The following is a 22,621-nucleotide window of genomic DNA, read 5'->3' as shown; positions in this document are numbered from 1 at the left end:
TACGGCCCATAGTGGACTTTCACCACCTAGCTAATACCCATGCCGGGCGCACTAAATAAGCAGAAAATTTCCCGGGAAATTTTCTGCTTTTGTTTATTATTTATTCACTTGTTTTAAGGGGAGACTGACGATGAAGGCTGTCTCATCATCATTAGACGTTACCCGGACACTTCCGTGGTGTAAGTCGACGATACTCTTGACGATTGCCAGTCCCAAACCGGTACCCCCGGTTGCCCGTGACCGCGACGCCTCGGCGCGGTAAAAGCGCTCAAAGATATGGTCAACCGACTCCTTCGGGATTGGGGTCCCATCGTTGGCGACTGTCACCACCACATGGTCGGCCTTTTGGCGGGCATCCAGGCGGATGTAGCTGGCCCCGTTCCCGTATTTCAGGGCATTGGCGACCAGGTTGCTAAATACCCGGCCGAGTTTTTCAGGGTCGGCTTCAATCATCAGTGGGTTGGGAATCACCTTTGACGTGATCTCAATCCCCCGGTGCTGGGCCTCTAACTCAAAACTGGCCGTTAGCTGTTCAAGCAGCTGGTTGAGGTCAACCCGCATGATGTTGACTGGGGCGCCGTACTGCTGGACCTTCGTGTATTCAAACAGGTCCTCGACCAGGTTCTTCATCTGCTTGGCCTTCTCATAGGCCGTATGGGTGTACTTCAGGATATCTTCCTCGTTTTGGTACTGCTTGTCCTCAATCAAACCCAGGTAGCCGATGATGGAAGTCAGCGGGGTCCGCAAGTCGTGACTGACGTTGGTGATCAGCTCGTCCTTGGATTTTTCAATCTTGCGCTCGTCATCCATCGACTTAACGGCACTATCAACCAGGGCGTTAACGGAGCTGATCACGTTCTGCTGGTTACCCTTCAAACGGAAGGGAATTCGGTGGTCCAGGTGACCCTGGGCAATGTAGTGGAGTTCGGCAATGATGTGGTTCATCTGGTAAAGGTGGTACCGCCGCCGGAGCCGCCACCAGACGACCCAAATGTCGATAATCACAAAGATGATAATTAGGATCCGCTGGTAGCTCCAAATCTGCGTTTGTAGTGGGCCGACCCGCAGCGACTGCTTGATCATGAAGATCCCGTTCGTCACCCCCGGATTGCTCTGGATGACGTCCTGGATGATCGTGATAATCGCCATGTTGAGGAGGACCAGCAGGATGACGGTCACGACCCCTTCAAAGATTAATGAACTTTTTTCCCGTCCCGTTAACTTCACTCTTTTACCCCCAGGAAGTGATTAGATTAGTGGTTTTCAACCTTGTAGCCAACGCCCCAAACGGTTTGGATGACCTTCTCACCGTTCGTGGCTTCTTCGATTTTATCCCGCAAGTGGCTCACGTGGACCATGACCGTCTTGGCGGAAACAACACTCTCCTGCTGCCAAACCCGCTCAAAGATATCATCGGCGGAGAAGACCCGGTTCGGGTGACTGGCCAGCAGATAGAGGATCCCGAATTCAAGGGCTGTCAACTGGATGACGTCCCCCTTGATGGTCTTAACCTCGTGGGAATCCTTGTTGATGATCAGGGGTCCCACATTTAAGACGTCCGGTTGGTCATTAGTGACCTCACCCTGGGTCCGCCTCAGCAGGGACTTTACCCGGGCCATTACTTCCAGGGGGTTAAACGGCTTAGTAACGTAGTCGTCTGCCCCAGAAATCAGGCCCTGAATCTTATCCATGTCGGCCGTCTTGGCGGAAAGAACCAGGATCGGAATATCAGAGTCTTTCCGGACCTGCTTGATGACCTCCATTCCGTCCATTTCGGGCATCATCAGGTCCAAGATGACCAGGTTGATATCCGGCGTTGTGTTGAGCTTGGTTAAAGCTTCCTTACCGTTATAAGCGGCAACCGGCTCGTAGCCCTCATTACGAATATAAATCTCCAGTAATTGGACAATTTCCTTATCATCATCAACAACTAAAATCTTCATTTATGGCCACTCCTTATTTATTACGAATACTCTAGTTCAATATTATAGCTAACTTCCCCGGTAAAACGATTATTTTGCCCCGGCTTTAAGGAAATATTAGTTATCCGTGTCCAAGTTGGCGGTTTCCAGGCCCAAACTCTTCCGGAGAAGGTTCGAAACCCGTTGCTGTTCGTCTCGCGGTACTACTTCAAAGGCCTGACCATCCTCTTCGTCACCCTTCCCCTGGGCGTGGTCCTGACCAATATTCTTCGTGTCCTTCCGGTAGTGCTGGGCCAACTGGAGCATGTCATTAAATGTCAGGTCAGTCTTGGAGTTGTCCGAAATGGACTTCAGGAATTTCTGGTTGAGGACCGTCTTGTAAGAAACCGACTTCTTCAAAAGGGCCTTGATGATTAACTTCTGCCGCTGTTGCCGGCCATAGTCACCGTTTGGATCGTCGTACCGCATCCGGCTAAAGCGCAGAGCCTGGGTGCCGTTCAGGTGGTAGGATTGGCCCTTTTCAAAGTGGCTCCCTTCGTAGTCAAAGGTCAACGGGGAGGTGACCGTGACCCCGCCAACTTGGTTAATAGCTTTCTTCAGGCCACCCATGTTTACTAAGACGTAAAAGTCAACGGGGATATTGAAGTGTTTCTGAACCACGTTGATTGTTTCCTTAACCCCACCGTAAGTGTAGGCCGCGTTGATTTTGGCCGGCGAATCGTCCGGGTAACCCGGAAGGTTGACCTTCATGTCCCGGGGAATGCTGACAATCTCCGACTTGTTGGTCTGAGGATTAATCGTCAGCAGCATGATGGTGTCCGTTCGCCCCTTGTACGACCGGCCGAGGGCCCCGGTATCCGTTCCCAACAGTAGGATGGACACTGGCCGCCGCTGCTCTAAGGCCTTCTGACCATCCCGTCGCCGGGTCGCCCCCGCCGACGTGTACATATCACTGGTAGTGACCTTGACGTTGTGCCAGGCAACGAAGCCGTAGATTCCAGCAACGACTACCAACAATAAAACAATGATTCCAAAGATCTTCCACCCACGGTGGTGCGGGCCCTGGTTTTGCTGGCGATAATCGCGCCGGCGTTCAAAATGTTCCTGTGGTTCTTGATTATCCATAATTATGTCCCCCAAATTGTGCATCCGATTTCAATATCGATTGTACCAGTTTGCCCGGCCTCGTGCATGATTACACGGAAAAAAGAAAAGTCCAAGGCGATTTCTAAATCGTCCTGGACTCGTCTTATATTATTTAACGCTTATTTATAGTTCGGAGCGGCCTTCGTAATTTGAACATCGTGTGGGTGGGACTCCCGCAGTCCGGCATTAGTGATCTGCACGAATTGAGCCTTTTCAATCAAGGTTGGGATGTCAGGGGCACCAACATAACCCATCCCGGAGCGCAGACCCCCGTCGATTTGGAAGACAACGTCGGAAACGTCACCCTTGTATTTAACCCGAGCTTCGATTCCTTCAGGAACAAGCTTGTTGGCTTCATTCACGCCACCTTGGAAGTAACGATCAGAAGAGCCGTGGGCCTGGGCCATGGCACCGACGGAACCCATCCCCCGGTAGGCCTTGTACTTAACACCGTGATCTTCAAAAACATCGCCCGGTGCTTCAGTCGTCCCGGAAAGCATGCTCCCCAACATGACCGCATTACCACCGGCAGCCAAGGCCTTCACAACGTCACCAGAGTACTTGATCCCACCATCAGCGATGATTGGTTTACCGTATTCACGGGCAACACTAGCGGCATCGTAAATGGCCGTAATTTGGGGAACACCGACACCGGCAACCACCCGGGTAGTACAGATAGAACCAGGGCCAATGCCGACCTTTACAACGTCAACCCCGGCATCGTAAAGGGCCTTAGTAGCTTCACCAGTGGCAACGTTCCCGGCAATCAGGGTAACATCTGGGAAGTGGTCACGGATTTCCTTGATCTTTCGCAGCACCCCGGCAGAGTGACCGTGCGCCGTATCAATCACGATAGCGTCGGCCCCCGCCTTCAAAAGAGCTTCTGCTCGTTCAAAGGTATCGCTGGTGACGCCAACAGCGGCGGCACAAAGCAGGCGGTTTTGGTCGTCAACCGCCGCCCGGGTAGCGTTAGCAGGGACAACTACGCTCTTAACATTGGCAACCTCCCCCGCTTGCGCTTGGATTGACATATTCTTATGAACAACGCCAAGGCCACCTTGGAGGGCCATCGCAATTGCCATTGGTCCTTCGGTAACGGTATCCATTCCGGCACTAATCAATGGAATATTAAGCTTAATATTCTTGGCTAACCGGGTACTGAGGTCAACCTCATTTGGTAAAACGTGACTTTCGGCGGGAATCAGTAAAACATCATCAAAAGTTAAGCCCTTTTTGGCAAACTTTGTGTCCCAATTTGACATTGATCATACACACTCCTTAATTTTGGTTAGGTCAATGCTACTAGGAATCAGACACAAAATCAAGAAAAAGTTAAGATTTCGGTGAAAAAGCTAGTAAATCGTTCGCACTTTCCTGATCAATCACCAGGGTATTAGCGTATTCAGCCGTCAAAGCACCATTAATTGCCGGGATCTTAGCAACATTGGCCGCCACTAATACACTGTGTTTCTTCTTCCGGAGCTCCACAAGGTCAATACCAATTGTCCGCTCGTTGATGTCGTGGTCAACCACCCGGCCACGGGCATCAATAAAGCGGGAAAAGACGTCCCCGACCGCCTCACTTTGGAGCTTCTCCTGCTCCGCCTTCGTAAAGTAGCCAAGCCGAAAGAGCAGGGCCGAATCCCGAACGGTCCCCACCGTGAAGACCGCAATGTCCGCTTCCTTCCCCTGACGAAGGATGTACTTAATATGAGTATCATCTTCAACTAACTTTTCAGTCTTTGCATGGTCAAAGATAACTGGAACCGGCAGGTACTGGGGAAGGGTGTGGAAGGCGTTGGCAAAGGTATTGACGGTTTCAAACGCGTAGTTCTTCGTCTCGGTATTAGCAACACTCCCCCTCATCTGGACGACCTTGACGTCGGTAACATCCTTGGGCGCGATGTGTAAGGCAACGTGGTAGAGGGTCCGACCCCAACCCAGGCCGAGGATGTCATTATCCTTGACAATTTCTTCGAGGTACCGGGCCGCCGCAACCCCCACCTCTTCTAAGGGGTTATCCTTGCCCGGAACGATGATGACCTTTTTAAGGGTCGGGTACTTTTCCAGTAACTGGGTGCGCAGCTGATCGAGGGGGGCCAGGGGGTTATTGATTTTAATGGTTACCAGCCCTTGGTCACGGCCAAACTGCAAAAGGCGCGATACTGTTGCCCGGGAAATGTTCAATTCGGTCGCAATGTCTTGTTGGTTATAACCCTCCCGGTAATACAAGGTGGCCACCTTAAGGGCCTGGCTTATTCTCTTTTGATCATCACTTTCCATTGATTTCCTCCTTACTAAAATAAGGGTCCGCAACAGAATTGCTTCTGTGGCAGGCCCTTATTTAATTCATTGAATGGCCGCTTTTCCCCGGTCCATTATATACCATTACTTACCAGCGATTGCCGTTTCCAGAGAAATGTTGATCATGTCGTTGAAGGTCTTCTCCCGTTCTTCGGCGGTCGTCTTTTTCTCACCAAAGATCAGGTCACTGACGGTCAGGACAGACAAGGCCCGGAAGTGGAGCTTAGCAGCAAGGAGATAGAGTCCAGCAGATTCCATTTCCGTTCCCAAAATACCGTAATCTCGCAGCTTCTCCATGTCTAATTCGTCGTTGTAGAAGCGGTCAGCCGCAAAGATGTCGCCGACCTTAGCATCGATGCCCAGCTTTTCGGCAACGTGGTAGGCGGAGTCAAGGAGCTTAAAGTCGGCCAATGGGGCGTAGTGGAAGCCCGGACCGAAGGTGTTCATCGTCACTGCTGAGTCCGTTGAGGAACCCTGGGCCAAAATAACGTCACGCAGGTGAACATCCGGCGCAATTCCCCCACAGGAGCCAACCCGGATGATAGTCTTCACACCAAAGAACTTAACCAGTTCGTTAATGTAAATTGACATGGACGGGATTCCCATGCCAGAGCCCTGAACAGATACCCGGTGGCCCTTGTACTCACCGGTATAACCAAAGGCGTTCCGCACGCTGTTAACTTGCTTAACATTTTCCAGGAAGTTTTCAGCAATGTATTTTGCCCGCAGCGGGTCGCCCGGAAGTAAAACTGTGTCTGCGTAGTCGCCCATTTGGGCACCAATATGTGTACTCATCGTTGTTCCTCCTCAATTATTCGATAATTTCGTGAATTAGTTGCGGTTTGTCGTAGTGGTCACTGATAGCGATGCTTTCGTCGAGCAACTTTTCGACCGCCGGTACCTTCTCCTGGTTGCTATAAATGGTCAACAAGGTATCACCGGCCTTGACCTGGTCACCCAACTTATGGTGGAGTTCAATCCCCACACTGTAGTCCAGCTGGTCGTCATCCTGCTGCCGGCCACCGCCCAGAAGCATGCTGGCGGTCCCAATTTCGTCGGCCGCCAGTTTACTTACCACCCCGTCATGCTTGGCCCGGTACGGAATTTGGTACTTCGCCTGGGGCATTACGGTGTAGTCATCAATCACCCGGGGGTCGCCACCCTGGGCAATTACCATCGCTTTGAAGCGGTCTAGGGCTGTCCCATCCGCAACTACCTCTTCCAGCAGTTGGCGGGCGGCTTTTGGTGTCTGGGCCTTACCACCCATTACGACCATGTAGCTTCCTAGTGTCAAAACCAGTTCGGTCAGGTCAGCCGGGCCCTTCCCCTTGAGGACGTCGATTGACTCTTCAATTTCAAGGGCGTTGCCGACCTTGTTGCCCAGCGGCTGGTTCATGTCGGAAATCACTGCCATGCACTGAAGGCCGGCCTGCTTGCCAATGTCGACCAGGGCGTGGGCCAGGGCCCGCGACTGGTCCAGGGTCTTCATGAAGGCCCCGGCACCGGTCTTAACGTCAATCACCAGGGCGTCTGTTCCCGAAGCTATCTTCTTACTCATGATTGAGCTAGCAATCAGGGGAATCGAATCCACCGTATCGGTGACGTCCCGCAAGGCATAGATTTTCTTGTCCGCGGGCGCCACTTCGCCAGTGGCCCCAACAATGGCTAATTTTTCCCGGGCGACTTGGTCAATAAAGGCCTGTTCACTGATTTCAACCTTAAATCCGGGAATGGCTTCTAGTTTATCAAGGGTCCTACCTGTATGGCCCAGACCCCGCCCGGAAATCATTGGTACTGGGATGCCGGTGGCGGCAACCATCGCCGCAAGGGGCAGGCTGACCTTGTCACCAACGCCACCCGTTGAGTGCTTATCGACCTTCACTCCGGGAATCTTGCTTAAGTCCAGGTGTTCACCCGAGTGCATCATCTTCATCGTCAGGCTCGTCTGTTCTGCACTAGTCATCCCCTGGAAGTAGATGGCCATTAGCAGAGCTGAGACCTGGTAGTCAGGAATTGATCCGTCAACCACCCCGTCCACGAAGAACTGTAGTTGGTCATCAGTTAAGGCCTTCCCATTCCGTTTAGCGTCAATAACGTCGACCATTCGCATCGTCAGCGCCCCTTTCCTATTAACCGCGTTTAGTCGTTACTAATTTTCTTGTAGAAGCTGGTTCCGCGTACGGCGTCCACGTTGAAGTTCTCTAAAATGGTTACCCCGAGGTCAGAGAAGGTCTTCCGCAGGCCAAGTGACTGGTTACTCTTCTTCATCGATGGGGAGTAAACCAGCAGTGGGACGTTTTCACGGGTATGGTCGGTCCCCCGGAAGCCGGGGTCGTTACCGTGGTCGGCGGTGATCATCAGCAGATCGTCCGGCTTCATTTCCTTGAGAACCGTTCCCAAGCGCTTGTCAAAGTCCATCAGGGTCTGACCAAAGCCCTTTGGATTCCGCCGGTGGCCGTACATGGCATCAAAGTCCACCAGGTTGGTGAAGCAGAAACCAGTGAAGTCCTGCTTCATTACCTCGTCAACGTGGTCCATCCCGTCCATGTTGCTTTCGTTGTGGTAGCCCTTGTCAATCCCTTGACCAGAGAAGATGTCGTTGATCTTACCAACCCCGATCACGTCGTAACCGGCAGCCCGCAGGCGGTCCATGTCGGTCTCACCAATCGGTTTCAGACTAAAGTCGTGCCGGTTAGCGGTCCGGGTGAAGTGGTCTTTGTCGGGGCCGACGTATGGCCGGGCAATAATCCGTCCCACTGTGTATTCTGGGCCGTTAACCAGGGTCCGGGCGTATTCACAAATTTTGTAGAGTTCCTTGACCGGGATTACGTCTTCATGGGCGGCAATCTGCATTACGGAGTCCCCGGACGTGTAGAGGATCAATTCACCAGTCTTCATCTGCCGTTCACCGTAGTCGTGGATGACCTCTGTCCCGGAGTATGGCTTGTTGACAATGACCTTTCGTCCAGAGAACTTCTCCAGCTTATCAACAATTTCCTGTGGGAAGCCGTTCGGGAATGTCGACAGTGGCTTCATTACTGGCAGCCCCATCATTTCCCAGTGGCCGTCCATGCTGTCCTTACCAGCGGAGATTTCTTCCATCTTACCGAAGTCCCCGATGGCGGGGTCAGCGACCGGTACCCCTTCAATTGGCGTATCTCGGAGGTTACTGATTCCCATCTTAGCCAGGTTTGGCAGGGCTAATTTGCCCTTGTAGTATTCACCAACGTGGCCTAACGTATCTGACCCAACATCATCGAACTTATCTGCATCGTGCGCCGCACCAGTACCAACCGAGTCCATTACAATAACAAATACACGTTTATATGACATCTTGACCCCTCCAGTATCCATTCACAATCAGGTCGACAGTAAAAGTTAGTCTTGCTTAGCAGCTTCTTCCAGAATTTTAACGGAAGCGGAAACCCCGAGCCGGTTAGCACCAGCCTCAATCATGTCGTAGGCTTCGGCCAGGCTGTGGATCCCGCCAGCAGCCTTGATCTTAAAGTCTGGACCAACGGCTTCCCGCATCAGCTTAACGTCTTGGGCCTTGGCACCGGAAGTGGAGAAGCCGGTCGACGTCTTAACAAAGTCTGCGCCGCCCTTAACAGTCAACTTGCATGCCCGGGTCTTCTCTTCGTTGGTCAGCAGGCAGTTTTCGATGATGACCTTTAATAGTTTGCCCTTTTCGTGGGTTGCTTCGGCCACAGCCCGGATGTCATCTTCTACGGCTTGGTCGTTCTTTCCCTTCAATTCACCAATATTGATTACCATGTCGATTTCATCAGCCCCGTCTTCAATTGCCTTCTTGGTTTCAAAGACCTTGCTGGCCGTTGAGGTGGCGCCCAGAGGGAACCCAATCACCGTGCAAGTATTGATGTCCGTGCCCTGCAGGCCTTTGTGAACACGCTTGACCCAGTATGGGTTAATACATACGGAAGCGGTATTGTGCTTACGGGCTTCTTCAACCGCCTTGTCAATCATGTCAGCAGTGGCCTCAGGCTTCAGCATCGTGTGGTCCATGTACTTGGCTAATTGTGCTTGGGTTAATTTCATTATTTAGTCTCTCCTCTTTTTTGTGAATTCGCTTACATCAAACTACACTCCTAGTTTATCAGTTACTTGAACAATTGTCCATAATATTCGCGAACATTTTTTCAAAAAATAAAAGCTTTTATGTACTTCTTAGTAAAATTATTTTTTCCTTAGCAAAGTCTCGGTATCATTAGCATTTGCTGCCCTTTCAAACCAATTGGCATTAAAAAAGCGCTTACATTTTCAAGCAGGGGTGGTATTCTCAGCTTGTTCGTATGTTAGACTAACTTACAACCCACGCAATCATTTATTATTGGGGATGTGATTCTATTGAATAACGCTGCTACTGCAAGCGCTGACGTCAAATTACCATGGCGTCGGAAATTTGGTTGGGCAACCGGTGACTTCGCCCAAAACCTTATTTACACCACCATTTCAACGTATTTGTTGTTCTTCTATACAAACGTCTACGGCTTACCTGCTGCCGATGCGGCAACGATGTTTCTGATTGTCCGCCTGATTGATGCCATCAACGACCCAATCGTCGGGACCTTCATTGATAAGCACACGACCCGTTTTGGTAAATACCGTGGCTACCTTCTTTACATGGGGCTGCCCCTGGCGGTAATGGCCATCCTTTGTTTTCACGTGCCAAACCTTGGCCAAATGGGCAAGCTTATCTACGCCTACGTTACTTACGTTGGCCTGTCCGTTATCTACACGACGGTTAACGTCCCATACGGCTCTTTGAACGCCGCCATGACCCGGAACAACAAGGAACTGGTTTCCATGTCCTCCATCCGGATGGCCCTGGCCAACTTAGGCTCCCTGACCGTTAGTTTCGGTGTGCCGGTCTTTGTTAAGTTATTCTCCGGTGGCCACTACTCCGGTGCTGCCTCTCAGACCGGTTGGTTCTTAACCATGGTCCTTTACGGGATTGCCGGGGCTTTAGTACTGGTATTCTGCTTTAGCCAATCCGTTGAACGGATCCACATGCCCGCCGATACCGAAGCATCGGTTAAGGTTTCTGACCTTTTCCACCAGTTGAAAATCAACCAACCACTGCGGACACTGGCCATCTTCTTCATCATCACCTTTGGTTTGATGTCCATCGTTAACTCCGTTGGGGCCTACTACATGACCTACAACGCCCACAATGCTGGCCTAATGCAGTGGTACAACCTGCTGGGAACCCTGCCGGCCTTCATCACGGTGCCCCTCACTCCTTGGTTAAACCGTAAGTTCGTACCCAGGTCCTGATGCAAGGGAGCCTGCTGGTCACGGTCATCGACTTTTTAATTATGTTCCTCGTTCCCGCAACGAACATCACCTGGACCTTCATCGGGCGGACAGTTGAAGCTGCTGGGGTCACCCTTTCCACCGGATTCCAGTGGGCACTGGTTCCCCAAACCATCACTTACGGTGAATGGAAGACCGGCAAGCGGGAAAACGGGATTGTCAACGCCATTGTCGGCTTCTTCTTCAAGTTTGGGATGGCCCTTGGTGGGGTTGTTCCTGGCTACGTTCTGGCCGCATTTGGTTTCGCTGCTAACCACACCCAAACTGCCCACAGCCTATTCGGAATCCGGATGGTTACGACCATTATTCCGATTATCGTCACGGTCTTAGCCATGATTGTCTTCGCCTTCTACCGTCTTACTGACGAAAAAGTTGAAAAGATGAACGCCGAAATCGCTGCTCGGAACCAAAATAACTAATCTAAGAAAGGAAATTTATAATGAAGTTTACTAATGGTTATTGGTTAACTAAGCCTGAATACCAAATCAACCACCCCGAAGAAAGTTTCACTGCTAAAAAGGACGATCAACGAACAATGAGCGTCTTCGCCCCTTACAAGCGGATCAACAACCGGGGTGACGAATTAAATATCGGGATGACCACGATTAAACTGACATCCCCACTGGAAGACGTCATCGGGGTTAAGCTGACCCACTTTGACCAGGACACCCACGGGCCATCATTCAAGCTGACCGACCAGCAACCGAACGTCACAATGAACGTTGGTGACCAGGCTGCCACTTACCAAAGCGGACGCCTGCAAGTCAACATCCCGCTCCACCAAGAATTCGCCCTCAGCTTCAATGCGGACGGCAAGGAAATCACGGCCTCCCGCTACCGTGCCCAGGGTGAAATCACCAATATCAAGAACCACAAGCACTACATGCGTGAGCAACTGTCCTTGGGCGTGGACTCGCACGTCTACGGCCTTGGGGAACGGTTTGGCAACTTTGTCAAAAACGGTCAAGAGGTCCGGACCATCAACAAGGATGGTGGAACCGGGTCTGACCAGGCTTACAAGAACGTTCCATTCTACATCACTGACGATGGCTACGGGGTGTTCGTCAACCAGCCAGAACCCGTCGACTTCGAAATCGCTTCAGAAAACGTTGACCGGGTCCAATTTAGTGTTGAAGGTGAATTCCTAGAGTACTTCGTCATCTACGGCCCAACCCCACAGGAGATTCTCCACAAGTACACTGAATTGACCGGGAAGATTCAACTGCCACCGGCCTGGTCATTTGGCCTTTGGCTGACAACTTCCTTTTTGACTGATTACAGTGAAAAGACCGTTATGAAGTTTATCAACGGGATGGCAGAACGGCATATTCCGTTGGACGTTTTCCACTTTGACTGTTTCTGGCAACGGGACTTCGAATGGAGCAACCTGACCTGGAACAACGACGAATTCCCCGACCCCGAAGGTTTAATCAAGGAAATCCATGACAAGGGAATCAAGGTTTGTGTCTGGATCAACCCTTACATTGCCCAGAAGAGTGAGATGTTCAAAGAGGGAAAGGCCAATGGTTACCTGGTTAAGCGGACCGACGGTAACGTCTGGCAGTGGGACCTTTGGCAAGCCGGTAACGGGTTCATTGACTTCACCAACCCGGCTGCGGTCAAGTGGTTCCAAGCAAAGCTCAAGGCCCTCCTTGACATGGGCGTTGACTGTTTCAAGGCCGACTTTGGTGAACGAATTCCAATGGACGATGCCGTTTACTTTGACGGGTCCGACCCGAAGCGTGAACACAACTTCTACACTTACCAGTACAACAAGGCGGTCTTTGACGTCATCGCTAAGGAACGGGGTATTGACCAAGCAGTTGTTTTCGCCCGTTCCGCCACGGTTGGTTCCCAACAGCTCCCGGTTCACTGGGGCGGCGACTGCCTGTCAACCTTTAAGTCCATGTCCAACACCCTCCATGGTGGCCTGTCCTTCTTAAGTTCTGGATTCGGCTTCTGGAGCCACGATATCGGTGGCTTTGAGGACGGTCCTGATACGCCAACGGCAGATCTGTACAAACGGTGGACCCAGTTCGGCCTGCTTTTCTCACACAGCCGGTACCATGGTAGTGATGTTTACCGGGTTCCGTGGAACTTCGACGACGAAGCGGTTGAAAACACCCGGAAGTACGTTGACCTTAAGCTATCGTTGATGCCATACCTCTACACCCAGGCTGCCCACAGCGCCGCCTTTGGTAACCCATTAATGCGGCCAATGTGGTTCGAATTTGGCGCCGACTACAATACCCACACCATCGCTAACCAGTACATGTTCGGTAGCCAGATCCTCGTTGCCCCCGTCTTCAACCCTGAAGGTAACGTCCACTTCTACCTGCCCGCCGGCAAGTGGACCAGCATTGTCCAAGATGGCGAAAGCTATGACATCCCCGAAGGTGGTAAGTGGCTCACGAAGCACTACGACGAACTTAACCTGCCTGTCCTGGTCCGTGACAACACGATCCTGGTCAAGCACGAGAAACCAGCCCACGCTGACTACGACTACACGAAGGACGTCGATATCCACCTCTACGACATGCACGAGGGGACAACGACCATCAGTGTTGTAGACAACCACGGCAAGGATCACCGTTAAACGCAACGGCAACCAGTTCAGCGTCACGACAAAGGGCCTGAGCGGCAAGTTAACCGCCTTTGTTCACGAAAACGGCAAGTTGGTTGCCCAAGCCGACCTTAAAGAGGGTGAGGCCGAAATTAAGCTTTAACTAATTGATATTCCTTAAAAATAAATAATATACAGAACAAGTTAGTGGAAACGACCACCAGCAATCAAATGTTGGTGGTCGTTTTTTAGTATGTAAATAAAAAGGCGCTGGCACCTGGCAATTTGCCAAGTCCGCGCACCTCATTAAATTTGATATTTACCGACTAACGGCGACGTTGACGACGACCGTACAGTCCCATTACGTGGAAGTGGTTTCTGAAGTAGACATCGCCACCGAAACCAGCAACCCCGAAGACAATGTATAACCAACCATTAAGTACGGGGTTGATTGCGTTTGGCAGCATACTTGCCAGCATGTACAGCAGCAGCCATGCCACCAGGGCAATTACGATAATCAAAATCCGCCAGATTAGTGGCCGCTTCTTCTTTGCCTGGGGACGGATCTGCAGGAGGACGTAGCTAAACAGCAGCCCCCCGATGATGGCAACCAGCAGGATAGCCGTAATCCCGGCACTCCCGTTACGGTTAACCTTAAATGCAGCTGGTGATAAGACGTACATCAGTCCGTACATAAAGGTAAAGATACTGAAGAAGATCAGGGTGTTATCCACCGCCAAAAGCTTTAACGACTCCTTGCGAACCGCCTCACTCGTTGGCTTAGGGTGCTTCAGTTCGTTGGCGTACGCGGTTGGGGTTCCCAAGAGGGCCTTGGCGGTTTGCCCCTTCTTCTGTCCCTCCAACAGCTTGTTGATGGTTTCTTGAATCATTTCCGGCTGCTTTTTCTTAGCAACTCCTTGCCGGTTTAGTTGCTTACTCAATTGGTAAATAAATTCTTCATTTTTACGAGTTAACCCGTATTTGGCAAATGCACTGCCACTTTCCTGGCGCTGCTCTTTAGCGACCTGCTTTTGCCGCTGGCCTGCTTGTGCATTGCGTGGTTGTTCTTCACTCACAGTGAAACTCCTCTCATTTTTAGTATTAACGAAACGACGGCCAGCCGCACTGCGGTTCCGTCAGGCAAATTAGACATTGAAGCGGAATTCGACAATGTCACCGTCTTGCATTACGTAGTCCTTACCTTCCAGGCGGAGCTTACCGGCTTCCTTAACGGCCGCTTCGGACCCTAACTTGTCAAGGTCATCAAAGCTCATTACTTCGGCCCGAATGAAGCCCCGTTCGAAGTCAGAGTGAATGATCCCGGCTGCTTGGGGAGCCTTAGTCCCCTTGCGGAAAGTCCAGGCCCGGGTTTCTGGGCCACCAGCAGTGAAGAAGGTTTCCAGGCCCAAGAGTTTGTAAGCAGCCCGAATCAGTCGGTTCAGTCCTGGTTCCTTGACGCCTTCCATCTCCAGGAAGTCCGCCTTGTCCGCGTCGTCCATTTCGGCAATTTGTTCTTCGGCTGCGGCAGCAACACCAATTACCTCACCGTCACCCTTAACGTGTTCCTTGATTTGGTCCATGTACTTGTTACCGTCTGGGTTTGCCATGTCGTCTTCGGCAATGTTAGCAACGTACAGCACTGGCTTACTGGTCAGCAGGAAGAGTCCCTTGACGATCTTCTTCTCGTCATCACTAAAGTCGATTGACCGCACACTCTTGCCGTCTTCCAGAACTGGCTTGATCTTGTTTAAAACGTCGAGTTCAGCTAAGGCGTCCTTATCACGGCCCTTGGCTGCCCGCTTAACCTTGCTGAGGCGTTTGTTGACGGCATCCAGGTCGGCCATTACTAATTCCAGGTTGATGGTGTCGATGTCATCAATCGGGTCCACCTTCCCGGTAACACTAGTGATGTCATCATCATCAAATGCCCGCACAACGTGAACAATGGCATCCGTTTGCCGAATATTTTCCAGGAACTTGTTACCAAGTCCTTCACCCTTGCTGGCCCCCTTAACGATTCCGGCGATGTCCGTGAACTCAAAGGTGGTTGGGACAATCTTCTTCGCAGGGATAATTTCATTAATCCGGTCCAGCCGGCTGTCGGGAACTTCCACCATGCCAACGTTTGGGTCAATCGTTGCAAATGGGTAGTTAGCCATTTCGGCACCCGCCTTAGTAATCGCGTTAAATAGGGTTGACTTACCAACGTTTGGCAAGCCGACAATTCCTGCAGTTAATGACATGAAAATTCACTTTCCTTTTTTAGTTTATTAGTTAAATTATCCAACATCTAATTATTGGTTTGTGCCGGTCCTTTTTCAAGGACTTTCTTAAAACCCTTATCAAATTTTTGACGGGTCATCATTACCACATGGCCGCACCCTTCACACTGAATCTTGATGTCGGCCCCGACTCTGGTAATCAACCAGCGGTTCGTGCCACACGGATGAGCCTTTTTCATTAAGACAATGTCACCTTTATCGTAAGCTGCCATAACGAATTCCTCCTAGTCCAATGAGATGTCTAACACTTCTAGTATCCGGGTCAGGTCATCATTAGATGTATAGGGAATCTCAATTTTCCCGGTCCCCTTCTTCCGGCTCTGGGCAACGGATACCTTTGTGCCGAACTTGCTCTGTAGTTGTGTCTCTGCTTCACGAATGTAAACGGGCTTCCGCTGGCTCTTCCGTTGGGCCTTCTTCTTGGCTGTCCCGTTCATCTCGGCAACGATTTCTTCAAGCTGACGGACCGTCAAGTTCTTATCCATTGCCCGCTTGGCCAGAGAAACCAGTTTCTTCTTATCCTTCAAACCGAGGATTGTCCGGGCCTGACCCATCGAGAGCCGGCCGTCGTTTAAGGCGTCCTTGATCATCTTCGGGAGACCCAACAGGCGCAGGTAGTTGGCAATGTATGGGCGGCTCTTCCCTAACCGACTAGCCACCTGGGCCTGGGTCAGTGAAAGCTTATCCATCAATGTCTGGTAGGCTTGGGCCTCTTCCAGGGGAGTCAGGTCTTCTCGCTGGAGGTTTTCCAAGACGGCCACTTCCATCATCTGTTCGTCACTCATGTTGCGGACGATGGCGGGGATTGTGGCCTGCTTAGCAATCTTAGAAGCCCGGAAGCGCCGCTCACCCGCAATTAACTCGTAGCGTTCGATCTGCGGGTCGGGCTGGCGAAGAATCACCGGTTGGAAGACCCCCGTTTTTTCGATCGACTTGGCCAGCTCGTTTAAAGCCGCCTTGTCAAAGGTCCGCCGGGGCTGGTAGGGGTTCGGCCGAATTAGCGTTAACTTAATATCCTGGACGTTTTCACCGTTTTGCGGCTCATCAATGGTGTTTTCTTCAAACAGGGCCTCAATGCCGCGGCCGAGGCCACCCTTTTTACGCTTTGCCATTGTTAGCTAACACTTCCTTTGCTAGTTCCTGGTAAACATGTGCCCCCCGTGAACGTTTGTCGTAGTCGACAATTGCGAGCCCGTGGCTAGGCGCCTCTGACAGGCGGACGTTGCGGGGAATCACCGTCTTGTAAACCCGGGTGCCGAAGAACTTCCGCACCTCCGCATTGACCTTCTGGCCGAGGTTAGTGCGCTTATCGTACATTGTGAGCAATACCCCTTCAATTGCCAGGTTCGGGTTAAAGTGTTTCTGAACCAATTTGATGGTATTCAAAAGCTGGCTGAGTCCTTCCAAAGCGTAGTATTCACTTTGAACCGGAATTAGGATCGAATCACAGGCCGTAAAGGCGTTGATCGTAAGCAGCCCTAAAGACGGTGGGCAGTCAATCAGGATAAAGTCGTAGTTATCCCGGACATCCCCGAAAGCATCCTTCAGCCGGGTCTCCCGGGCCATCAGGTTGGTCAACTCAACTTCGGCCCCGGACAAGGCAATCGTGGTGGGCGCAATGTCTAGGCCCTTATGACTAGACGGGCGGATGACATTTTTAAGTGGTTCGTCGTTAATTAAGACATCGTAGACGCTCTTCTCGATGTCCCGCTTCTCAATTCCCAGCCCACTGGTGGCATTACCCTGGGGGTCGAGGTCAATCAAAAGGACCCGTTGTCCCTTATCCGCTAGGCACGCTCCCAGGTTAACACTGGTGGTGGTTTTACCGACACCACCCTTTTGGTTAGCTAATGCAATTACAGAACCCATTTACAATGCCTCCTACTGTTTCTTCGGAATCTCAATCACCAACTGGTATGACTTGTCATCATTTTTTTCGTGAGTCGTAACCGTGAACCCACTGTCCTTTGCCAGTTGAATTGACTTCTTAATCGTATTCAGTGCCAGACGGGCATCGTTGATCTGCTTAGCCGGCTTAGCCTTGCGCTTGGCGCGACTCTTTTTCTTTTTTGCCGAGGCGGATGACTGCTGGGTACCGACTGGTGGGAGGGGTTCGCCACTCGGGGCAATTGGTGCCAGTTCCCGTTGACGAGCGGCCGCCTTTTGCTTGGCAATTTCCGACGGCAGTGGCCGGCCAAGGTTCTTGGCCACCTCATCCTCCGTTTGCCGAACCGTGAGTCGGTTATTGACGACCTTCATCAGCATGTCACGCTGTTGTTTCTCATCAAGGTCCAGCATTGCTCGCCCGTGCCGTTCCGTGATCCGGTGGTCAAGGATGGCCGTTTGGACCGGCTTGATGAGTTTCAATAGCCGGAGCTTATTAGCAACGAAGGACTGGCTCTTACCCATTCCCTTTGCCAGGGCCGCCTGGGTCAAGTGGTTAAGGTCCATTAACCGCCGGTAGGCCTGGGCTTCTTCTATGGAGCTCAGTTGTGACCGCTGGAGGTTTTCAACCAGGGCCAGTGAGGCAGCCTCATGGTCACTCATCTTTTCAATAATTGCCGGGGCGGTCTCCCATTCGAGGAGCTTCATTGCCCGGTAACGCCGCTCCCCAGCAATGATTTCGTACTTAGCGGGCTCGTATTCACGGACCACGATTGGCTGCAGTAAGCCATGTTCATCAATTGTTTGGGCCAGTTCCCGAATGCCATCCTTGTCGAATACCTGACGGGGCTGGTAGCGGTTAGGAATAATCTGGTCCAGTTTTACGTCAACCACCTTTTGCTTGGTGTCATTATTTTCACTTTTTCCAAAGTTAAATAACGAAAAAGCCATTGCTTATTCCTCCTTACTGAAGTGGTTTCTTATTGGGCAGTCCCGGGCGCCGGGGATACTTGGCTGGGGTTGCGGCTGCTTTTGCAATAATGATAATCTTGCGCTGTTCTGCTGTGCGGGGAAGGTTCAAACTGACTTCCCTTTGGACCCGGCCACCCAACTTTTTGATTGCCACCTGGGCCGCTGCTAGTTCGTCGTCGGCCGCACTCGCCTTATAAGCGAGCATTTCGCCACCGATCTTAACGGCAGGTAGGCACAATTCACTTAAAACCGTTAACCGGGCTACCGCCCGTGCGGTGACAACGTCGTACGCTTCTCGATGCTGACTCTTTTTGTTAGAGAAGGTTTCCGCCCGGTCATGGATCAGGGTCACGCCCCGCAGGCCCAAGCGGTTAACCAGTTCCTGTAGAAAGTTAATCCGTTTATTTAGTGAGTCCACAATCGTCACCTTAAGCTGAGGAAAGGCAATCTTGAGTGGTAATGACGGGAAACCCGCCCCAGCGCCGATGTCGCACAAAGTTAATTCCTCCGTCTGCAGGCGGGGCTCAGCTAGTGCGCCGGTAATTGAGTCATAAAAGTGTTTAAGGTAAACATCGTTTTTCTCGGTAATCCGGGTTAAGTTGACCTGCCGATTGGTGGTTACCAGCAGTTGGTAGTAGAGTTCAAACTGCGCCATCTGCTTATCGTTAATAGTAACCCCCTGATCAGCCAGGGCCATTTGAAATTGTTCTGGATTCATGAGTTAAGCGCTCCTTTTTCGTGAAACATAATTGTTTCACGTACTACTATACTGTAACGTAAAAAGACCGGTCTTTCAACTGTTTGACCTATATAATCACGAAATATTTCCCGGGAAATCACACTTAAAAATGTCCTTCACTTGGTAAATTGAGTCTAACAAAAATCAGTCTTTGGCACCCATCAAAAAACGCGCCAGGCGATTTTTTCGCCAGCGCGTCTGTAACTAATAAATCATATTATTAATTCATCTTGCTTACTTCATCTAAGAACCACTTATTGAAGTAATCTGCATCGATATCGAGACAAACTTCAGCGTTCGTCTTGCCATCATGGTAAGCACCACGAATATCAGCAACGGTTGACCCAATTGCTGGGCCACTTGTCTGAACGTCGACCCACATCTTCTTCGTGGTAAAGGCTTCAGGATGAAGAAGGTAGAAGATGGTGTTGACATCGTGCATTGGCCGTCCTTCATCTGTTCCGTCATTATAGTGGGTAATTAGGGCGTGCAGCATTTCCCCGGTCTTGTTCATTTTACCCAGTTTTTCAATCGTCTCCTTGGTCAGCAGGGCCTTCAGGGTAACGTCCAGGCCGACCATTACGATTGGAATACCGGCATTGTACATAATCCGTGCAGCATCAGGGTCGGTGAAGACGTTGAATTCGGCAGCACTCGTCATGTTACCACCGGATACGGACCCACCCATGGCAACGATCCGCTTGATGTGGCTCTTAACCTCTGGGTACTCGCTGAACAGTAAGGCGATGTTGGTGTAGGAGCCGGTTGGGACCAGGGTAACCTCGTCTTCAGCCATGATGGCGTCATGGAGGGCTTCAACGGCGGTCTTGTTGATTGGCTTACCGTAGTCGTCCCCGAAGTCGTAACCGGGCATTCCTGATTCACCGTGGATCCGAGCAGCGTCTTCGAATGGCTTGATCAGTGGTTGTTCAGCACCGGCCGCAACCGGAATGTCCTTACCAAAGAAGTGAACTATCTTCAAAGCGTTAGCAGTTGTCTTGTCAACGGTGACGTTCCCGGCAACGGCAGTAACCAGCTTGAGGTCAATTGCCGGGTCGTTGATGGCCATCGTTAAGGCCGCAGCGTCGTCAATTCCGGGATCAGTATCCATAATAATTTTAGTGGTCATATCTATTTCCTCCTAAATATAGTTGCAAGCGTTTTCGAAAATATGGTTAAAAAAAGCAGCTCTTCCAAGCTGCTTTTTAATTTTTACCAAACGAACAGGCCAACAAAGGCAGCGGACAGCAAGGATACCAGGATACCAGAAAGTAACAGGTAACCAATGTTGTGAGCGATGTAGTCGTTATCTTCCTTGTTAGCCAAGCCCTTGAAGGCACCGATAATCATACCCAGGGTCCCGAAGTTGGCAAAGGAGGTAACGAAGACAGTTAATACGGCCTTCAAGTGTTCTGGGTAACTGTTGATTGAGCCAGAAACCTTACCCATAACAACGAATTCGTTAGTAACTAACTTCATCCCCATGTTTTGTGCCAAGTCCCATGCTTGGTGAACTGGGAGTCCCAGTAACCAGGAGAATGGGAACATGATGCAACCAAGGATACTTTCCAGTGACAGTGGCTTCCAGAATAAGCCTAAGATCTTATCGATTAATGCGGCTAAGGCAACGAAGGCAACAACGTTAGCAATGATGATTAAGATCAGCTTACCAGCGCCCAGGATGGAGTCACCCAAGAAACTGAAGAATGGTTCCTTCTTACCGTTGTCAGTTGCACCAACCCTTTCGATGGTATCTTCTTCCGGTGCTAACTTGACTGGGTTCAACATACTAGTGGCAATCAATGCGTTAATAATGTTGATTGGCACCGCCGTCAAGATGTATTGACCAGGCATCATTAAGATATAAGAACCAAGAATTGAGGCAGTAACACAAGACATTGACATCATGGCCAAAGTCAAGTTACGTTCCTTGCTCATCTTCCGAATCTGCATACCAGAAACGGCCAGCACTTCGGTGTTCCCTAAGAACATCATTTCAACAGCAAAGAAGGATTCGAACTTTGGTTGACCAGTGATGTAGGAAAGTCCCCGTCCAATCCACTTGATAATCCATGGCAAGAAACCAATGTAAGTCAAGATATCGAACAGCGGAACAATCATCAGGATTGGCATCAGTGCGGAACAAATAAAGTTCAGGTTCTTAGTATTGTACCAATCACCTAATGCAAAGACAGTCCCCTTTGCAGATACATCAACGATCCAAACGAAACCGTCGGCAGCAGCCTTAACTCCGGCACGTCCGGCGGAAGAACCCGTCAAAAACCATGCCAAAATAAGGTTAATAACAATCATGATCCCAACCGTCTTCCAGTTAATGGCCTTGCGGTTCTTTGAGAACAGCCACCCAATAGCGAGGAACACGATCAGCCCAAGAATATTGATTGCAAGATACATGGTCGAAATACACCCCTTATAAAAAAATCCATGTAATAAACTCGTCAACCACACTACTAAAATCGAGAATAATAATTGCTTCTTGTAGTGGATTAACTTGACGATTTAAGGATATCTTAAATTTTGGTGCCTGTAAAGCAGGAAATAGTCCAAAGTTTGTGAAATGATAGCGCTATTTTTATTGTCATTATTCGTAAAACGTTTTATGTTCAACAACATTGAAACGTTTTACTAATCAAGAAAACGTTCACAAAGAATTTAAACTTTTTTGTAAGCGCTCACTTAATTAATAAAAAACATTTGCTCTATTTCACAAAAGGCGAACTTGTCTAACAGTTTTAACTGCTACCAAGTTCGCCCATTAGTGCTGGAACAGTGAATAAAAATTCATTATCCCGCGCCCCTGCCAAGGAATTCTATTATAGCAAATTCCCCGGGAAATATTTAAAACAAAAACGGCTGGGAAATAGGCTTCCCAGCGTTCCTTCCGGCTAATATAGGACGAGGGTTGTCGTTAAAAGCGTCGGCCTTCGTTCGTAGTTAGACGCTAGGAACTATTTTCCGAAACAAAAAGCGGAGACAACTTAATGTCTCCGTGCTCCCGATGAAGAGGATGATGGGCCCAAACTTTTAATTAAGATTCGTTAACGTGTCTTTAATACCTGTTCTTCCGCCAAGGATGAAGAACTTAAAAAGCTTAATCATTTAAGGTTGTAGATATGGCCACTAATTTTTAGCTAACATACTTTTCAAGAAAACTAAAGCGTTTCATGTGGAGTGGGGTGTCGTTAATTATCGTGTTATTAATAACTAGCTTCAAAGTAGTTTATTATGAGAAGATGTTCGTTCAAAATGCCCCATATCCTCTTCACACTTTTAGTATAGCTTCTCCCGTTTCAAAGGTCAAGCAAAGAGCGCCATATCAACGATGAGAGCGGTTTTATAAAGTGGACATTTCCGTAAAATCTAACCGATTAAGAAAAGCATTTTAAACTCTTTTTACTACCTGAATTATTCATAGTTCATTAAAAGCCCGTCAGTTTTCGTATTTTTTCGAAAA

General features: G+C 50.1%; 20 protein-coding genes and 1 pseudogene. 3 read left to right on the top strand and 18 right to left on the bottom strand.

Going from position 1 to position 22,621, the window contains the following annotated elements; genetic code table 11:
• Window positions 1-96 precede the first annotated feature (96 nt).
• The 9 genes from FD32_RS00755 to deoC form a co-directional block, all read right to left on the bottom strand.
• Window positions 97-1,227, bottom strand: a complete 1,131-nt coding sequence (locus FD32_RS00755) for a sensor histidine kinase (protein ID WP_047768954.1) — start codon at window positions 1,225-1,227, stop codon at window positions 97-99.
• 26 nt (window positions 1,228-1,253) lie between these two features.
• Window positions 1,254-1,943: a response regulator transcription factor CroR gene (gene croR / locus FD32_RS00750; protein ID WP_047768956.1), complete on the bottom strand. Its 690-nt coding sequence runs from the start codon at window positions 1,941-1,943 to the stop codon at window positions 1,254-1,256.
• Between the two features lie 96 nt (window positions 1,944-2,039).
• On the bottom strand, window positions 2,040-3,047 hold the full coding sequence (locus tag FD32_RS00745; protein WP_047768958.1) for an LCP family protein: 1,008 nt from the start codon (window positions 3,045-3,047) through the stop codon (window positions 2,040-2,042).
• 140 nt (window positions 3,048-3,187) lie between these two features.
• The gene (gene guaB / locus FD32_RS00740; protein WP_047768960.1) at window positions 3,188-4,330 is read right to left on the bottom strand and encodes an IMP dehydrogenase; all 1,143 of its coding nucleotides are present in this window, start codon (window positions 4,328-4,330) and stop codon (window positions 3,188-3,190) included.
• A gap of 70 nt (window positions 4,331-4,400) precedes the next feature.
• Window positions 4,401-5,351 carry a sugar-binding transcriptional regulator gene (locus FD32_RS00735; protein WP_047768962.1) on the bottom strand — a complete coding sequence of 317 codons (951 nt, stop codon included), beginning with the start codon at window positions 5,349-5,351 and terminating at the stop codon, window positions 4,401-4,403.
• 105 nt (window positions 5,352-5,456) lie between these two features.
• Window positions 5,457-6,167: a purine-nucleoside phosphorylase gene (gene deoD / locus FD32_RS00730; protein WP_056962081.1), complete on the bottom strand. Its 711-nt coding sequence runs from the start codon at window positions 6,165-6,167 to the stop codon at window positions 5,457-5,459.
• Window positions 6,168-6,183: 16 nt separating this feature from the next.
• Window positions 6,184-7,482, bottom strand: coding sequence for a pyrimidine-nucleoside phosphorylase (locus FD32_RS00725; RefSeq protein ID WP_047768965.1), 1,299 nt, complete (start codon window positions 7,480-7,482; stop codon window positions 6,184-6,186).
• A 29-nt stretch (window positions 7,483-7,511) separates the two neighbouring features.
• Complete coding sequence (locus tag FD32_RS00720; protein ID WP_047768967.1) at window positions 7,512-8,705, bottom strand: phosphopentomutase; 1,194 nt, start codon at window positions 8,703-8,705, stop codon at window positions 7,512-7,514.
• A 45-nt stretch (window positions 8,706-8,750) separates the two neighbouring features.
• Window positions 8,751-9,428, bottom strand: coding sequence for a deoxyribose-phosphate aldolase (gene deoC, locus FD32_RS00715; RefSeq protein WP_047768968.1), 678 nt, complete (start codon window positions 9,426-9,428; stop codon window positions 8,751-8,753).
• A gap of 309 nt (window positions 9,429-9,737) precedes the next feature.
• Here deoC and FD32_RS00710 point away from each other — a divergent pair, with 309 nt between their 5' ends.
• From FD32_RS00710 to yicI, 3 genes and pseudogenes are all read left to right on the top strand, one after another.
• On the top strand, window positions 9,738-10,667 hold the full coding sequence (locus tag FD32_RS00710) for a glycoside-pentoside-hexuronide (GPH):cation symporter (RefSeq protein ID WP_268872405.1): 930 nt from the start codon (window positions 9,738-9,740) through the stop codon (window positions 10,665-10,667).
• Entirely contained in the window at window positions 10,667-11,125 is a 459-nt protein-coding gene (locus tag FD32_RS10395) for an MFS transporter (RefSeq protein ID WP_268872404.1), read from the top strand. The genes FD32_RS00710 and FD32_RS10395 overlap by 1 nt, the downstream gene beginning before the upstream one ends.
• 20 nt (window positions 11,126-11,145) lie before the next feature.
• Window positions 11,146-13,432, top strand: a pseudogene (gene yicI, locus FD32_RS00705) (alpha-xylosidase).
• A 163-nt stretch (window positions 13,433-13,595) separates the two neighbouring features.
• On the opposite strand, the gene FD32_RS00700 reads toward yicI, so the two are convergent.
• The 9 genes from FD32_RS00700 to FD32_RS00660 form a co-directional block, all read right to left on the bottom strand.
• A complete protein-coding gene (locus FD32_RS00700) occupies window positions 13,596-14,345 on the bottom strand; it encodes a DUF1129 domain-containing protein (protein WP_047768970.1) in 750 nt (249 codons plus the stop codon).
• A 69-nt stretch (window positions 14,346-14,414) separates the two neighbouring features.
• A complete protein-coding gene (ychF, locus tag FD32_RS00695; protein ID WP_047768972.1) occupies window positions 14,415-15,512 on the bottom strand; it encodes a redox-regulated ATPase YchF in 1,098 nt (365 codons plus the stop codon).
• 47 nt (window positions 15,513-15,559) lie between these two features.
• Window positions 15,560-15,763 (bottom strand): DUF951 domain-containing protein, encoded by a 204-nt coding sequence (locus tag FD32_RS00690; RefSeq protein WP_047768974.1) that lies wholly within the window; start codon window positions 15,761-15,763, stop codon window positions 15,560-15,562.
• Window positions 15,764-15,775: 12 nt separating this feature from the next.
• The gene (locus FD32_RS00685; protein ID WP_047768976.1) at window positions 15,776-16,663 is read right to left on the bottom strand and encodes a ParB/RepB/Spo0J family partition protein; all 888 of its coding nucleotides are present in this window, start codon (window positions 16,661-16,663) and stop codon (window positions 15,776-15,778) included.
• Window positions 16,650-17,420, bottom strand: a complete 771-nt coding sequence (locus tag FD32_RS00680; RefSeq protein WP_047768978.1) for a ParA family protein — start codon at window positions 17,418-17,420, stop codon at window positions 16,650-16,652. The genes FD32_RS00685 and FD32_RS00680 overlap by 14 nt, the downstream gene beginning before the upstream one ends.
• A gap of 12 nt (window positions 17,421-17,432) precedes the next feature.
• Window positions 17,433-18,386: a ParB/RepB/Spo0J family partition protein gene (locus FD32_RS00675; RefSeq protein ID WP_047768981.1), complete on the bottom strand. Its 954-nt coding sequence runs from the start codon at window positions 18,384-18,386 to the stop codon at window positions 17,433-17,435.
• Window positions 18,387-18,399: 13 nt separating this feature from the next.
• Window positions 18,400-19,125, bottom strand: a complete 726-nt coding sequence (gene rsmG / locus FD32_RS00670; RefSeq protein ID WP_047768983.1) for a 16S rRNA (guanine(527)-N(7))-methyltransferase RsmG — start codon at window positions 19,123-19,125, stop codon at window positions 18,400-18,402.
• A gap of 241 nt (window positions 19,126-19,366) precedes the next feature.
• Window positions 19,367-20,275 (bottom strand): ribonucleoside hydrolase RihC, encoded by a 909-nt coding sequence (gene rihC / locus FD32_RS00665; RefSeq protein WP_047768985.1) that lies wholly within the window; start codon window positions 20,273-20,275, stop codon window positions 19,367-19,369.
• 83 nt (window positions 20,276-20,358) lie between these two features.
• On the bottom strand, window positions 20,359-21,561 hold the full coding sequence (locus tag FD32_RS00660; RefSeq protein WP_047768987.1) for a NupC/NupG family nucleoside CNT transporter: 1,203 nt from the start codon (window positions 21,559-21,561) through the stop codon (window positions 20,359-20,361).
• Window positions 21,562-22,621 lie beyond the last annotated feature (1,060 nt).

The organism is Limosilactobacillus panis DSM 6035, assembly GCF_001435935.1.
GTDB classification, from domain to species: Bacteria; Bacillota; Bacilli; order Lactobacillales; family Lactobacillaceae; genus Limosilactobacillus; species Limosilactobacillus panis.
This window is presented reverse-complemented; position numbering and strand designations above follow the sequence as displayed.